A 14,346-nucleotide genomic window follows, 5' to 3' on the forward strand; every position below is an offset into this window, starting at 1 on the left:
TGTTCAACTTTATGTGCCCAGCCGCGCACCGGCTCGCATGCCCGACTGTTGCGGATCTGCCGATAGTGACCGGCGCGGCTTCCGGGGCCCCACCGTGAGGGCTGCCACGCCGCGAATCTCTCCCAACTATGTCCAGCAACGCGATACTGTCTTGGGTTGGCGGAAACCGACACCTGGGAGGGTAAATGAGCGCCTATCAAACCGTGGTCGTAGGGACCGACGGCTCGGATTCGTCGCTGCGCGCGGTAGAAAGGGCGGCCCGGATCGCCGGAGAGGACGCCAAGCTGATCATCGCCTCGGCCTATCTGCCCCAGAACGACGACGCGCGCGCGGTCGACGCGCTCAAGGGCGAGAGCTACAAAGTGACCGGTACCGCCCCGATCTACGAGATCCTGCACACCGCCAAGGAGCGGGCGCACATCGCGGGCGCGAAGAACGTCGACGAGCGCGCGATCGAGGGCGCCCCGGTCGACGCCCTCGTGCAACTCGCCGAGTCGGAGAAGGCAGATCTGCTGGTGGTCGGCAACGTCGGCCTGAGCACTATTGCGGGGCGGTTGCTGGGGTCGGTGCCGGCCAACGTCTCCCGCAAGGCCAAGGTCGACGTCCTGATCGTGCACACCACGTAGCGTTGGCTACCAGCCGCGTTCGCGCCATTCGGCCAGGTGCGGGCGCTCGGCACCCAGCACCGTGTCGTCGCCGTGGCCGGGGTAGATGACGGTGTCATCGGCGTAGACGTCGAACACCCGGGTGGAGACGTCGTCGAGCAACCGCTCGAAGTCGCCTTCCTGCCAGGTCTTGCCGACGCCGCCCGGGAACAGGCAGTCTCCGGTGAACAGCTGGGTGACCCCGCCCGTCGCGGGCCCGCCGAGCGCCAGCGCCACCGATCCCGGTGTGTGCCCGCGCAAGTGGATGACATCGAACGTCAATTCGCCGATCTGCACGGTGTCGCCGTTGGCCAGCAAACGATCGGGCTTGATCGGTAGCGGCTCGGCGTCGATCTCGTGTGCGGCGGTCGGGGCGCCGGTGGCTTCGGCGACCGCTTCCAGCGCCTGCCAGTGGTCGAAGTGCTGGTGGCTGGTGACGATCAGCGACACCGTGGGCGCGTAGCGTCGGATCAGGTCGATGAGTACGTCGGCGTCGTTGGCGGCGTCGATCAACAATGTTTCTCCGGTTGCGGAACAGGTCACCAGGTAGGCGTTGTTGTCCATAGGGCCAACCGAGGCCTTCAGGATCGTCGCGCCGGGCAGCGAGCGCCGGGCCGCGGTGCCCGGTTCCACGTGTCCGGTGTAGTCGTCGTTCGGGGCTGTCATACCCGGTCACGCTACTTGGCGAAAGCAGGGGCGTTACCTGGCAGGGGCTTGTCGGGGGCGACACCTAGCATGGAATACGGCCTGCGCCATGGCCAGCCCGTCATGGCCGGGCAGCACAGAATTTGAAAGGGGCAGCGTGGCCGACCGCCTCATTGTCAAGGGCGCGCGTGAGCACAACCTGCGCAGCGTCGACCTCGACCTACCCCGGGACGCGCTGATCGTCTTCACCGGGTTGTCCGGGTCGGGGAAGTCCTCTCTGGCGTTCGACACGATCTTCGCCGAAGGGCAGCGCCGCTACGTCGAGTCGCTGTCGGCCTATGCCCGCCAGTTCCTGGGTCAGATGGACAAACCGGACGTCGACTTCATCGAGGGCTTGTCGCCGGCGGTGTCCATCGACCAGAAATCGACGAACCGCAACCCGCGGTCCACCGTCGGCACCATCACCGAGGTGTACGACTACCTGCGACTGCTGTACGCCCGCGCGGGCACGCCGCATTGCCCGATCTGCGGCGAGCGCATCGCACGCCAGACGCCGCAGCAGATCGTCGACCAGGTGCTGGCCATGGAGGAGGGCATCCGCTTCCTGGTGCTGGCCCCCGTGGTCCGCACCCGCAAAGGCGAGTTCGCGGACCTGTTCGACAAGCTCAACGCGCAGGGCTACAGCCGCGTGCGGGTGGACGGGGTGGTGCACCCGCTGACCGAGCCGCCCAAGCTGAAGAAGCAGGAAAAACACGACATCGAGGTCGTGGTGGACCGGCTGACCGTCAAGGCCGCCGCCAAGCAGCGACTGACCGACTCGGTGGAGACCGCGCTGGGCCTGGCCGACGGAATCGTCGTACTGGAATTCCCCGACGACCGCGACGAGCACGACCGGCCGCGCGAGCAGCGGTTTTCGGAGAAGCTCGCCTGCCCCAACGCGCACGCCCTGGCTGTGGACGACCTCGAACCCCGCTCGTTCTCGTTCAACTCGCCCTACGGCGCCTGTCCGGAATGCGTCGGTCTGGGCATCCGCAAAGAGGTCGACCCCGACCTCGTGGTGCCGGACCCGGAACTCACCCTGGCGCAGGGCGCGGTGGCGCCGTGGTCGACCGGGCACACCGCGGAGTACTTCGTCCGGATGATGGCGGGCCTGGGTGACGCGCTGGGCTTCGACGTCAACACCCCGTGGCGCAAGCTGCCGGCCAAGGCGCGCAAGGCGATCCTGGACGGTGCCGATGAGCAGGTGCACGTGCGCTACCGCAACCGCTACGGCCGCACCCGGTCCTACTACGCGGAGTTCGAGGGCGTGCTGGCGTTCCTGCAGCGCAAGATGGCCCAGACCGAGTCCGAACAGATGAAGGAACGCTACGAGGGCTTCATGCGGGACATCCCGTGCCCGGTCTGTGAGGGCACCCGGCTCAAGCCGGAGATCCTGGCAGTGTCCCTGACGGCGGGAAATCTCGGCCCGAAGTCCATCGCCGAGGTGTGCGAGCTGTCCATCGCCGACTGCTCGGACTTCCTCAACGCCCTCACCCTGGGCACCCGGGAACAGGCGATCGCCGGTCAGGTGCTCAAGGAGATCCAGTCGCGGCTGGGCTTCCTCCTCGACGTCGGGCTGGAATACCTGTCACTGTCGCGGGCGGCGGCCACCCTGTCCGGCGGTGAGGCGCAACGCATCCGGCTGGCCACCCAGATCGGCTCCGGGCTGGTGGGTGTGCTGTATGTGCTGGACGAGCCGTCCATCGGGTTGCACCAGCGAGACAACCGGCGGCTCATCGAAACCCTCACCCGGCTGCGGGATCTGGGCAACACCCTGATCGTCGTCGAGCACGACGAGGACACCATCGAACACGCCGACTGGATCGTCGACATCGGCCCCGGCGCCGGCGAGCACGGCGGGCACATCGTGCACAGCGGGCCGTATGACGAGTTGCTGCGCAACACACGATCGATCACCGGCGCCTACCTGTCCGGCCGGGAGAGCATCCAGATGCCCGCGCTGCGGCGGCCTGTCGACCCCAAGCGCCGCCTCACCGTCGTCGGCGCCCGCGAGCACAATCTGCGCGGCATCGACGTCTCGTTCCCGCTGGGCGTCCTGACGTCGGTGACGGGAGTGTCGGGCTCGGGCAAGTCCACGCTGGTCAACGACATCCTGGCCGCGGTGCTCGCCAACCGGCTCAACGGCGCCCGCCAGGTGCCGGGCCGGCACACCCGGGTCACCGGTCTGGATCACCTGGACAAACTGGTGCGGGTCGACCAGTCGCCGATCGGGCGCACCCCGCGCTCCAACCCGGCCACCTACACCGGAGTGTTCGACAAGATCCGCACCCTGTTCGCCGCCACCACCGAGGCCAAGGTGCGCGGCTATCAGCCGGGCCGGTTCTCGTTCAACGTCAAGGGCGGCCGGTGTGAGGCGTGCACGGGGGACGGCACCATCAAGATCGAGATGAACTTCCTGCCCGACGTGTACGTGCCGTGCGAGGTCTGCCAGGGCGCCCGCTACAACCGGGAGACCCTCGAGGTGCACTACAAGGGCAAGACCATCTCCGAGGTGCTGGACATGTCGATCGAGGAGGCGGCGGAGTTCTTCGAGCCGATCTCCGGCATCCACCGCTACCTGCGCACCCTGGTCGACGTCGGGCTGGGCTACGTGCGGCTCGGTCAGCCCGCGCCCACCCTGTCCGGTGGCGAGGCGCAGCGCGTGAAGCTGGCCTCCGAACTGCAGAAGCGTTCCACCGGGCGCACCATCTACGTGCTCGACGAGCCGACCACCGGCCTGCACTTCGACGACATCCGCAAGCTGCTCACCGTGATCAGCGGCCTGGTCGACAAGGGCAACACGGTGATCGTCATCGAACACAACCTGGACGTGATCAAGACCTCGGACTGGATCGTCGACATGGGCCCGGAAGGTGGCGCCGGCGGCGGAACCGTTGTCGCGCAAGGCACTCCGGAGGACATCGCAGCCGTGCCGGAAAGCTATACCGGCAAGTTCCTCGCCGAGTTACTCGGCGCGGCGCCCGTGGCCAGCCGGCGCAGCACCAAGCGCCGCAAGGTCAGCGCGTAGGCGGCACCAGCGCCGCCAGGTGCCTGCTGCCGCACGCACCGACAGTGGGCCGGATCTCACCGAACCAGCGGTTGCCGAGCCGCTTCCTCGGTCTGAGCGCCCTCGCCGCGGCCCAGCGCGACGGTGGCCGCCAACATCGCCGCCACCGCGGCCGGCAGCGCGACGACGCCGACGCCGTGCACGGTCAGCACTTCGCCCAGCACGATCACGCCGAGCAGCACCGCGACCACGGGTTCACCGACCAGCATGATCGGTACCGAGGCCTGCAGCGCGCCGGCCTTGAAGGCCCACTGCTGCAACACGGTCACCAGGATCGCCAGCGCCACAAGCAGATACGGCGCCGGGACGGTGAGCAGGGCATGCCAGCCGCCCGCCCCGAACCGATGGGTGCAGGTCTTGGTCAACACCGCGATCATGCCGAGGCCGACCGCCACCGCGACGCCCAGCGCCGCTGCACGGGTCCGGCCGGTGGTGCGGCGGGCCACAAGCACGCAGACCACGACGGCCGGTACCGCGACAGCGAGCGCCATCGTCCACGCCGGCACCGGCGGCCGGTAGTGCCCTTCCCGCGGTTGACCCACCAGCACGAAGACCGCCAGGGCGGCCGTCAGCAGTGTCGCCCACGCCCACTCGGCCCCGGTCACCCGGTCGCCGGACCGACGGGCGCTCAGCGGCAGCACGAACAGCAGCGACGACACCAGCAGCGGCTGCACCAGCAGCAGGGAGCCGTGCGCCAGTGCCATGGCCTGAAATGCGTAACCGGCACCGGCGGCGGCTGTCCCGGCCCACCACAACCGGTCGCGGAGCACGGCCGCCGCGCTCGCGTGATCCTCCCCGGGTCGTTGCAGGGCAGCTTGTCGCACCACGATGCCCACCGCCGCGACCAACGACGCCAGTAGCGCCGAGCCGATCGCAGCAGCGTGCGACATCAGCCAATCCATGTCCGGGACATACCCCTTACGTCAATAGGTGACTCAGCCCGGTCAGCGAGAGCTCAGGATCACTGGGGTAGTTTGGCGGCCATTTGATTGGCGATCAGCCTGGCCTGGTTGACGGTTGCGGGTGCGCAGACGTTGACATCGAAGACCACATTGGACGCCGCGCTCAGCACGTGCTGGCAGATCACCGAACTGCCGGCCAGCGTGCGCTGCATCGCGATAGACGGTGGAGTGCCGCTGACGTCCCGGAACGTCCACTGCGAGGTCTTACCCTGGTTGACCTGAGTCACGGTCTTGCCGGCGCAGTAGCGCCACGACTCCGCCTGACCAGCGACGAATGCGAGCGCCTGGTCGGCCGAGGCGAAGATGACCCCGCCCTGCACCACCACGTAGCCCGGATCGGAATTCGGCTTCTTCAAGAGTTGCGCAAGCATCCCGGTGTAACCACTGCTCTTGTAGGTCCGCGTCTGATAACCGATGAGCGGCCCGAGGCATCGTTCATCGGACAACGAGTTCTCCGGTCCCGGGTCCTTCATCTCCGTCACGTTGTGGTCGACGACGATGCCCGTCGTGAATACCAGCGCGTCGATCTCCGTTGGGCTGAGCAGCAACGAATCTAGTTGTGCAGCAGTAACTGTCGGTGCCGCCGAGGTTGTGGTGGCAATTGTGGCGGTGCTGGTGGCGGTGGTGGTCTCACGGCTTACCGGTGGCCCGCCGCTATTGTCGTTGCGGTTCACGGCGACCCAGCTGCCGGCACCGATCAGGGTCAGCACGACCACCAGCGCGGCGGCGGGTATGAGCCAGCGTCGGCGCTGCGGGGCCGGTTGCCATGGTGGAGGCGGTGGCGCCGGCCAGTGCCGGGGCACCGGACCGCTGGGCGGCGGAGCGTAGTGCTGGCTGTGGGCGATCATGGTGGCTGCGCGGTCCTGGTCCGGCGCGCTGAGCGCGTGGTTGGCGGCGCGGGCGAGGTCTCCGGCGGTCGGGTAGCGGGCCTCGGGTTCCTTGGCCATGCCGCGCGCGATCACGTCGTCGAAAGCCCTCGGCACGCCGCGGCCCACCCGGCTCGGCTGCGGGATCGGTTGCATCAAATGCGCGGCCATCAGGGCGCTGAGGTTCTGCGTCTGGTACGGCGGCACACCGGTGAGGCACTCGTAGAGCACGCAGGCCAGGCCGTAGATGTCGGAGCGGTAGGTGGTCTCGTCGTCGGAGAACCGTTCGGGTGCCATATAACGCCAGCTGCCGACCGCGGTCCCTGTCCTGGTGAGCTGCTGATCCGTTGCGGCGGCGGCGATTCCGAAGTCGACCAGGTAGGCGAAGTCGTCGCCGGTGATCAGGATGTTCTCCGGTTTGATGTCGCGGTGGATGACCGCGGCGCGGTGCGCAGCGTCCAGCGCGGCCGCCACCTGGGTGATGATCGCCACTGCGCGCGGCGGCGGCAGTGCGCCGGTGCGCTTCAGCAGCGATCCGAGGTCCTCGCCCTCGATGACGCGCATGTCGATGAACAGCTGGCCGTCGATTTCGCCGTAGTCGTGGATCGGCACGATATGTGGTTCCTGCAGACGCCCCGCGGTATGGGCTTCGCGTTGCATGCGCCTGCGGAATACTGCATCGGAGTTCAACTCCCGGGACATCAATTTGAGCGCGACAGTGCGGTCTTTGACCGTGTCATGGGCCTCGTAGACCTCGCCCATGCCACCGCGTCCCAATAGTCGTCCGAGTCGGTAGGGTCCGAACTGCAGACCCGCGCGCGAGGTCGGGACGGTGTCACTCATCGGTGCGCATCGACTCCCGGATCTGCGCCAGGCGCTGGGCGGCGGCCCGCTGGCGCTGCTCGTACTCGTCTGCGACGGAGCGGCCCTCGGCCGTCTCGGCTGCGAGTTCCTCGGCGCCCAGGGCGGCGCCGTAGCGGTTTTCGATCTTCTCGCGCACCGAGTCGAAGGTCGGCACGCCGGACTTGTCGTAGCCGACGTCGGGCGGTGGCTCGGCGTCGGGAGCAGACGGTTGCTCGGGCATGCCCGATAGGTTACTTGCCCCGGTTATCGGCGATCCGGATCACGAGCTAATGCGGCTTGGCCAGCGGGAAGGGCAGCGTCTCGCGGATGCTGCGCCCGGTGATCAGCATCACCACCCGGTCCACGCCCATGCCCAGCCCGCCGGTGGGCGGCATCGCGTATTCCATCGCCTGCAGGAAGTCCTCGTCGAGCTCCATCGCCTCGGGGTCGCCGCCGGCGGCGAGCAGGGACTGCTCCTCGAGGCGTCGCCGTTGTTCCACCGGATCGGTGAGTTCGCTGTAGGCCGTGCCGAGCTCGACCCCCCACGCCACCAGGTCCCAGCGTTCGGCGACACCGCGTTTGCTCCGATGCGGTCTGGTCAGCGGGGACACCGAGGTGGGGAAGTCGGTGTAGAACGTGGGTTTCTCGGTGCGGTCCTCAACCAGGTGCTCGTAGAGCTCCAGCACCACCGCGCCGGCGTCCCAGTACCCCCGATACGGGATGCGGGCGGCGTCGGACAGCTTGCGCAGCTTGGCCAGACTGGTGTCGGCGTCGATGTGCTCGCCGAGGGCTTCGGAAACCGCGTCGTGCACCGTCTTGACCGGCCAGACTCCGGAGATGTCGACCGGCTCGAGCCCGCCCGAGCTGACCGAGTCATCCTGGCTTCGGGGCCGCATCGCGGTCTGGGCGCCGTTGGCGGCCTCGGCGGCGTTCTGGATCAGTTCACGGCACCCGTCGACCCAGACCATGTAGTCGGCGTGCGCCTGATACGCCTCCAGCAGGGTGAATTCCGGGTTGTGGCTGAAGTCGACGCCTTCGTTGCGGAACGCCCGGCCGAGTTCGAAGACCCGTTCCACGCCGCCCACGCAGAGCCGTTTGAGGTAGAGCTCCGGGGCGATGCGCAGAAACAGGTCCATCGTGTAGGCGTTGATGTGGGTGACGAACGGGCGGGCGGTGGCTCCACCGTGCACCTGCTGCAGGATCGGTGTCTCGACCTCGATGAATCCCTTGGCGAACAGCGTCTCGCGGATCGAACGCAGCACGGCGCTGCGCGAGGTGATCAGGTCGCGCGATTCGATATTGACGGCCAGGTCCACATAGCGGGTCCGCACGCGGGCCTCGGGGTCGGTCAGTCCCTTCCACTTATCCGGCAGCGGTCGCAGGCATTTCCCGATCAGACGCCAACTGGTCACGATTAGGGACCGGGTGCCCTTGTCGCTGAAACCCATGTGGCCGGACATCTCCAGCAGGTCACCGAGATCGATCGCGGCGTTGAAATCAGCCGCACGACCCTGTTGCAGACGGGAATTGTCCAGCAGCACTTGAATTTCACCGGTCCAGTCGCGCAGCTGCGCAAACAGCACGCCACCGTAATTGCGCACTCGCAAGATCCGGCCCGACACCGAAATACTGGTCTCGTCGTCGGCATCGAGCGCCGCGACGACGGTGTGGGTCGGCGGCTCACCCACGGGGTAGGCGTCAATGCCGTTGTCGCGCAGTTTCTTCAGCTTCGCCAGGCGTACCCGCACCTGCTCGGGCTGGCGCCGCCGGCCGTCCTCGGTCTCGGGTAGGTCGTCGACTTGCAGGCCGCTGATGTCCGGCGCGGTGCCATCGGGGTGCAACAGCCCGGACTCCGCCAGTCGCTGCGGCACGGCGGGATGGTGGCCGGTGTGCACCTTGTCGCGTCGGGTGAACGGCAGCGAGAGGAAACCCTCGGCCAGCGCTGAAGCGACACCGACCTTCGGCATCAACCGGGCATCGTCATAGCAGGCGTAACGGGGCACCCAGTCGGGCTGGTACTTCATGTTGGAGCGGTAGAGCGTCTCGAGTTGCCACCACCGCGAGAAGAAGACCAACAGCCCGCGCCACAACCGGGCGACCGGTCCGGCGCCGAGTTGCGCGCCCTGTTCGAACGCCGCCCGGAACATGGCGAAATTCAGCGAAATGCGGTTGATGCCAAGGGTTTCGGCACGCAGAGCCAACTCGCTGACCATCAGCTCGATGGTGCCGTTGGGGGACTGGCGAGAACGCCGCATCAAGTCCAGGGAGACGCCGGTGCTGCCCCACGGCACCATCGACAGCATTGCCACCACCTGGTGGTTGGGGTCGATGGCCTCCACCAGCAGGCAGTCGGCGTCGGCCGGATCACCGAGCCGGCCCAGTGCCATGGAGAAACCGCGCTCGGTTTCGGTGTCGCGCCAGGCATCTGCCCGGGCGATCGTCTGCGCCATCTCTTCTTCGGAGATGTCGCGGTGGCGCCGGATGCGAACGCTGAGCCCGGCCCGGCGCGCCCGCGTCACCGCCTGACGCACCCCCCGCATGTCGGGTCCGGACAACTTGAAATCAGCGGGGCGAAGAATCGCCTCGTCGCCCAGCTCGAGCGCGTTGAGTCCCGCCTCACGGTAGATCTGCGCCCCCGCCGAGCTGGCACCCATGACGCCCGGGGACCAGCCGTAGGTCTGGCACAACTGCAGCCAGGCCTCGACGGCCTGCGGCCACGCCCGCGGGTCGCCCACCGGGTCGCCGCTGGCAAGGCAGACACCGATCTCGACCCGATAAGTGATGGCGGCGCGCCCGCTGGGGGCGAAAACCACTGATTTGTCGCGGCGGGTGGCGAAGTACGCCAGGGAGTCGTTCTTGCCCCACAACTCGACCAGCCCGCGGATCGCCGACTCGTCCTCGCCGGTCAGGGCATTGTCGGCGCGCTGGGACATGAACAGCACGATCGTCGCCGCAATCAACGCGAAGGCGCCGAAGAGCCCGAAGATCGCGTTGAGGAAGACGTGCGGGCGCCCGGTGAACAGTTCGGGATCGGCCACGCCGAAGCCGATCACGCGGTTGACGACATAAGGGAGCCGGTCGCCGGGCGCGAGGCTGCCGGGGAACATCTCGACCAGGCCCCACGACGCGAGGATGCCGATCGCACCACCGGTCACCAGCACCGCGGCCGCCCGCAGCAGCGCGCCGCGGCGCACTTTGGCCCAGAACTCCCGGTAGCCCAAGACCAGCAGGACGATCGTCACCACGTGGAAGGCAAAGCCGAGGTTCTCGCCGAACGCCTCAGCCGGGGTGTTTCCACCGGCGGCGATGTCGGCGGCGTTCAGCACGGCGTGGACCGCCATGTTGCCGAGCAGCACCAGCCAGGCGATGCGCTTGCGTGCGGCCAGCGCCGCGGCCAGCAGGGCCAGCACGAACGACCAGGCGAAGCTGGTGTCGGGGAAGTTGAACAGGTAGCTGTTGATGAACACCCGCGGCGCGTGGATCAGGTAGCGGATCAGCGGCGAGACGCTGGCCAGCAGCGATACGGTCGCGATCACGCCGACCGTCCAGCCGGCTGCGGCGGGCAGCCAGTGGTACCGGGAACGCGCCCGGCGCGCCGAATGAGCCTTAGTGAGTGTCACAGACGGCGAGGATATTCGTTGAGACCGGGAAAATCCTGAGCATGCCATCCCCTCGCTAAGTGGCGCGTTGCCGAGCCCACGCATTACTGCTGTTAGACTGACTGCTGCGACCATCCCGGCCACGGCCAGGGAACGTTAAGTGGAGTCCCACTCCCACCGGTGACCACGAGCAGGCGTCTGAGCCAGTTTGCAGGTTATCCGGTCCGGTCACAGGCATTTTCCGAGATGTCTGTTCTGCGTTTCGGCGCTGGCGGTTTGAGTGATTTCAGGCCGTGACCGGTCGGCATTGGGCCCTGCTGCTGCAGGGCTTTTTTGCTGATGGTTGGTGTCCCCTCCGCTGTTCCCGGCCCGGTACCGGCCTGGGCCGCGTGGAATAGCAGCCAACGAGGGAGGCCCCATCAGCACTGAGACCCGCGTCAACGAGCGCATTCGCGTGCCTGAAGTTCGATTGATCGGCCCTGGCGGAGAGCAGGTAGGCATCGTGCGTATCGAAGACGCACTTCGCGTCGCCGCGGACGCCGATCTCGACCTTGTCGAAGTTGCTCCGAACGCCAGACCACCGGTCTGCAAGATCATGGACTACGGCAAGTACAAGTACGAGGCGGCGCAGAAGGCGCGCGAATCGCGCAGGAACCAGCAGCAGACCGTCGTCAAGGAACAGAAGCTGCGACCCAAGATCGACGACCACGACTACGAGACGAAGAAGGGCCACGTGGTCCGCTTCCTCGAAGCCGGCTCGAAGGTCAAGGTGACCATCATGTTCCGCGGACGCGAGCAGTCCAGGCCCGAGTTGGGTTACCGACTGCTGCAGCGTCTGGGAGCCGACGTCGCCGAATACGGATTCGTCGAAACGTCGGCCAAGCAGGACGGCCGCAACATGACGATGGTGCTGGCACCGCACCGCGGCGCGAAGACCCGCGCCAAGGCGCGCCACGACGGCGAGCCGGGCGCCGTGCCCGCCGACGACGACACGCCGTCGGCCAACTAACTGCCAGTACAACCTCGAAGAACCAGAAGGAACCGAAGAATCATGCCCAAGGCCAAGACCCACAGCGGGGCCTCGAAGCGGTTCCGGCGCACCGGCACCGGGAAGATCGTCCGCCAGAAAGCCAACCGCCGGCACCTGCTCGAGCACAAGGCGAGCAAGCGCACCCGGCGACTGGACGGTCGCACCGTCGTGTCGCCCAACGACGCCAAGCGGATCAACTCGCTGCTCAACGGCTGACCGCGCGTCGTCCCATCCACCGACCTCGGGCTGGCGTCAGCCCCCGACCGATCACGTTTGAACGAGAGTAGGAACCCCCATGGCACGCGTAAAGCGGGCGGTCAACGCCCACAAGAAGCGGCGCAGCGTCCTGAAGGCATCGAAGGGCTATCGCGGTCAGCGATCCCGGCTCTACCGCAAGGCCAAAGAGCAGCAGCTGCATTCGCTGAACTACGCCTACCGTGACCGCCGCGCCCGCAAGGGCGAGTTCCGCAAGTTGTGGATCTCGCGGATCAACGCCGCAGCACGTGCCAACGACATCACCTACAACCGGCTGATTCAGGGTCTGAAGGCAGCGGGTGTCGAGGTGGACCGCAAGAACCTCGCCGATATCGCGATCACCGATCCGGCCGCGTTCACCGCGCTCGTCGAGGTGGCCCGCGCCGCGCTGCCCGGGGACGTCAACGCCCCGTCGGGAGAAGCTGCCTAACCTGCCGGCCGTGCTCACGGAACGCTCGGCGCGGGTGGTCGCCGCGGTGAAGTTGCACCGCCAGGTCGGCCGCCGCCGGGCGGGACTTTTCCTGGCCGAAGGCCCGAACCTGGTCGAGGCGGCGCTCGCGCGCCGTCTGATCCGGGAGATCTTCGTCACCGAAGACGCCGCACGGCGCCACGAAGGCTTGCTCAACGGGCCGCAGGTGCCGGTGCACCTGGTGACCGAGCGGGCCGCCAAGGCGTTGTCCGAGACCGTCACCCCGTCCGGGTTGGTCGCGGTCTGCCGGATCCCGGACACCGGGCTGGACGAGGTGTTGGGCACGTCCGCTCGGCTGGTGGCGGTCGCCGTGGACCTCGGCGAACCCGGCAACGCGGGCACGCTCATCCGGATCGCTGACGCGATGGGCGCGGCTGCGGTGATTTTCACCGGCCACAGCGTCGACCCCTATAACGGCAAGTGCTTGCGCGCCTCCACCGGCAGCATCTTCGCGGTCCCCGTCGTCGTCGACCCGGACGCGGCCGGGGTACTGACCCGATTGCGGGCGGCCGGTCTGCAGGCGTTGGCGACGACGATCGACGGCGAGACCTCGCTCGACGACGCCGGTGCACTGTTGGGCGAGCCGACGGCGTGGTTGTTCGGCCCGGAATCCCACGGCTTGCCGACCGACATTGCCCGACGGGCCGACCACCGGGTGCATATCCCGATGTCCGGGGGAGCGGAGAGCCTCAACGTCGCAGCTTCGGCAGCGATCTGCCTGTATCAGAGCTCGCGTGCGTTACGCGGCGCGGGTGCGTCCCCGGGAGGGCCGCAAGCCCGCGATTGACAGCGTGCTGTGCATCAGCGATCCCGCGCGTTCCATCAGCGCGCGGGCCGGGTCCAGCGGCGAGGGGAGCCGGGTGCTGGGCCGCGGCGGGAAGTAATGCATCGGTAGGCCGCGCCGGTCGCGCGGCGGCGCCACAAACCGGGGTGCCTCGACCAGCGGCGCGTCGCTGCGGATCTGTCCTGCCGAGCGACGGTAGGCGGCCAGCGCGCGCGGGTGCAGCCGGATCTCGTCGGGCACGGCCAGAAACGCCAACTCGACGACCTTGCCGAACACCCGCAGCAGAATTTCGTCGCCGGGCGTCCAATGCATGCCCGCCTTCTCCCGGACGGCTGGCTCGAACAGGCCCGCGGCGATCCAGCGCTGACCCGCCACCAGCGGTCGGAAGATCTGGTCCCATACGGGTGTGGGCATGAGCACGAACTTCGGTTTCGGAATCCGGATGTTGAAGATGTCCAAGGTGGCCTGGTTGATTTCCAGCTCCTCGCGGCCAACCCGCTCCCAGTACTCCTGGAACTCCTCCCATGACTTGGGCACTGGACGCATGCTCATCCCGTACAGCTGATACCACTGCACGTGCTCATCGAACAGCTGACGCTTCTCGGCCTCGGTCAGCCCGCCGCAGAAGTACTCGGCGACCTTGACCACCAGCATGAAGAACGTGGCGTGCGCCCAGTAGAACGTTTCCGGATTGAGCGCGTGATAGCGCCGGCCCGCGTTGTCGACGCCTTTGATGGTCGCGTGGTAGCCCCTGATCTGGCTGCCGGTCTGCGACGCCCGGTCGCCGTCATAGACCACTCCCATGATCGGATAGACCGACCGAGCCACCCGTTGCAGCGGTTCGCGCAACAGGATCGAATGCTCCTCGACCCCCGCACCCAGCCCCGGGTACATGTTCTGGATCGCTCCGATCCAGACGCCCATCATTCCGGTGCGTAGGTCTCCGAAGTATTTCCAGGTCAGCGAGTCGGGCCCGAGAGGGTCAGCCGCTGTCGTCGATGTGGCAGTCATCACGGCCTCCAAAGCGCCAATGTGGCCTCACGATAAGCGTTGACAACACGCGTTGTCCACGATTTGAACATATGTGTCGCATCTGTGTTATGGACTCTCCATAGCCCCGCCGCAACCGCGTGATCAGCGCAT

Annotated in this window: 12 protein-coding genes; 6 read left to right on the forward strand and 6 right to left on the reverse strand. The window is 67.4% G+C overall.

Annotation, left to right across the window (positions count from 1 at the left end; translation table 11 throughout):
- Positions 1–185 precede the first annotated feature (185 nt).
- Entirely contained in the window at positions 186–626 is a 441-nt protein-coding gene (locus AC5Y3Z_RS06455) for a universal stress protein (protein WP_463825243.1), read from the forward strand.
- Positions 627–632: 6 nt separating this feature from the next.
- Here the strand turns inward: AC5Y3Z_RS06455 and AC5Y3Z_RS06460 are convergent, their stop codons facing one another.
- On the reverse strand, positions 633–1,310 hold the full coding sequence (locus AC5Y3Z_RS06460) for an MBL fold metallo-hydrolase (RefSeq protein ID WP_463825244.1): 678 nt from the start codon (positions 1,308–1,310) through the stop codon (positions 633–635).
- A gap of 136 nt (positions 1,311–1,446) precedes the next feature.
- Between AC5Y3Z_RS06460 and uvrA the strand changes: the two genes are divergently transcribed.
- Entirely contained in the window at positions 1,447–4,356 is a 2,910-nt protein-coding gene (gene uvrA, locus AC5Y3Z_RS06465; RefSeq protein ID WP_463825245.1) for an excinuclease ABC subunit UvrA, read from the forward strand.
- 56 nt (positions 4,357–4,412) lie between these two features.
- On the opposite strand, the gene AC5Y3Z_RS06470 is transcribed toward uvrA, so the two are convergent.
- The 4 genes from AC5Y3Z_RS06470 to lysX form a co-directional block, all read right to left on the reverse strand.
- Positions 4,413–5,285, reverse strand: a complete 873-nt coding sequence (locus tag AC5Y3Z_RS06470) for a DMT family transporter (RefSeq protein ID WP_463825246.1) — start codon at positions 5,283–5,285, stop codon at positions 4,413–4,415.
- 71 nt (positions 5,286–5,356) lie between these two features.
- Positions 5,357–7,066, reverse strand: coding sequence for a serine/threonine-protein kinase PknH/PknJ (locus AC5Y3Z_RS06475; RefSeq protein ID WP_463825247.1), 1,710 nt, complete (start codon positions 7,064–7,066; stop codon positions 5,357–5,359).
- Positions 7,059–7,307: a hypothetical protein gene (locus AC5Y3Z_RS06480; protein ID WP_463825248.1), complete on the reverse strand. Its 249-nt coding sequence runs from the start codon at positions 7,305–7,307 to the stop codon at positions 7,059–7,061. Before AC5Y3Z_RS06480 ends, AC5Y3Z_RS06475 begins: the two co-directional genes overlap by 8 nt.
- Before the next feature lie 46 nt (positions 7,308–7,353).
- Positions 7,354–10,734: a bifunctional lysylphosphatidylglycerol synthetase/lysine--tRNA ligase LysX gene (gene lysX / locus AC5Y3Z_RS06485; RefSeq protein ID WP_463825249.1), complete on the reverse strand. Its 3,381-nt coding sequence runs from the start codon at positions 10,732–10,734 to the stop codon at positions 7,354–7,356.
- Between the two features lie 349 nt (positions 10,735–11,083).
- Between lysX and infC the strand changes: the two genes are divergently transcribed.
- The 4 genes from infC to AC5Y3Z_RS06505 all read left to right on the forward strand — a co-directional run bounded on the left by infC (position 11,084) and on the right by AC5Y3Z_RS06505 (position 13,206).
- A complete protein-coding gene (gene infC, locus AC5Y3Z_RS06490; protein ID WP_463825461.1) occupies positions 11,084–11,674 on the forward strand; it encodes a translation initiation factor IF-3 in 591 nt (196 codons plus the stop codon).
- Positions 11,675–11,716: 42 nt separating this feature from the next.
- Positions 11,717–11,911: a 50S ribosomal protein L35 gene (rpmI, locus tag AC5Y3Z_RS06495; RefSeq protein WP_463825250.1), complete on the forward strand. Its 195-nt coding sequence runs from the start codon at positions 11,717–11,719 to the stop codon at positions 11,909–11,911.
- 79 nt (positions 11,912–11,990) lie between these two features.
- The gene (rplT, locus tag AC5Y3Z_RS06500) at positions 11,991–12,380 is read left to right on the forward strand and encodes a 50S ribosomal protein L20 (protein ID WP_463825251.1); all 390 of its coding nucleotides are present in this window, start codon (positions 11,991–11,993) and stop codon (positions 12,378–12,380) included.
- Positions 12,381–12,390: 10 nt separating this feature from the next.
- On the forward strand, positions 12,391–13,206 hold the full coding sequence (locus AC5Y3Z_RS06505) for a TrmH family RNA methyltransferase (RefSeq protein ID WP_463825252.1): 816 nt from the start codon (positions 12,391–12,393) through the stop codon (positions 13,204–13,206).
- Here AC5Y3Z_RS06505 and AC5Y3Z_RS06510 read toward each other — a convergent pair.
- Positions 13,159–14,214, reverse strand: a complete 1,056-nt coding sequence (locus AC5Y3Z_RS06510; protein ID WP_463825253.1) for an oxygenase MpaB family protein — start codon at positions 14,212–14,214, stop codon at positions 13,159–13,161. The genes AC5Y3Z_RS06505 and AC5Y3Z_RS06510 overlap by 48 nt on opposite strands.
- Positions 14,215–14,346 lie beyond the last annotated feature (132 nt).

Source organism: Mycobacterium sp. NGS61 (assembly GCF_059812325.1).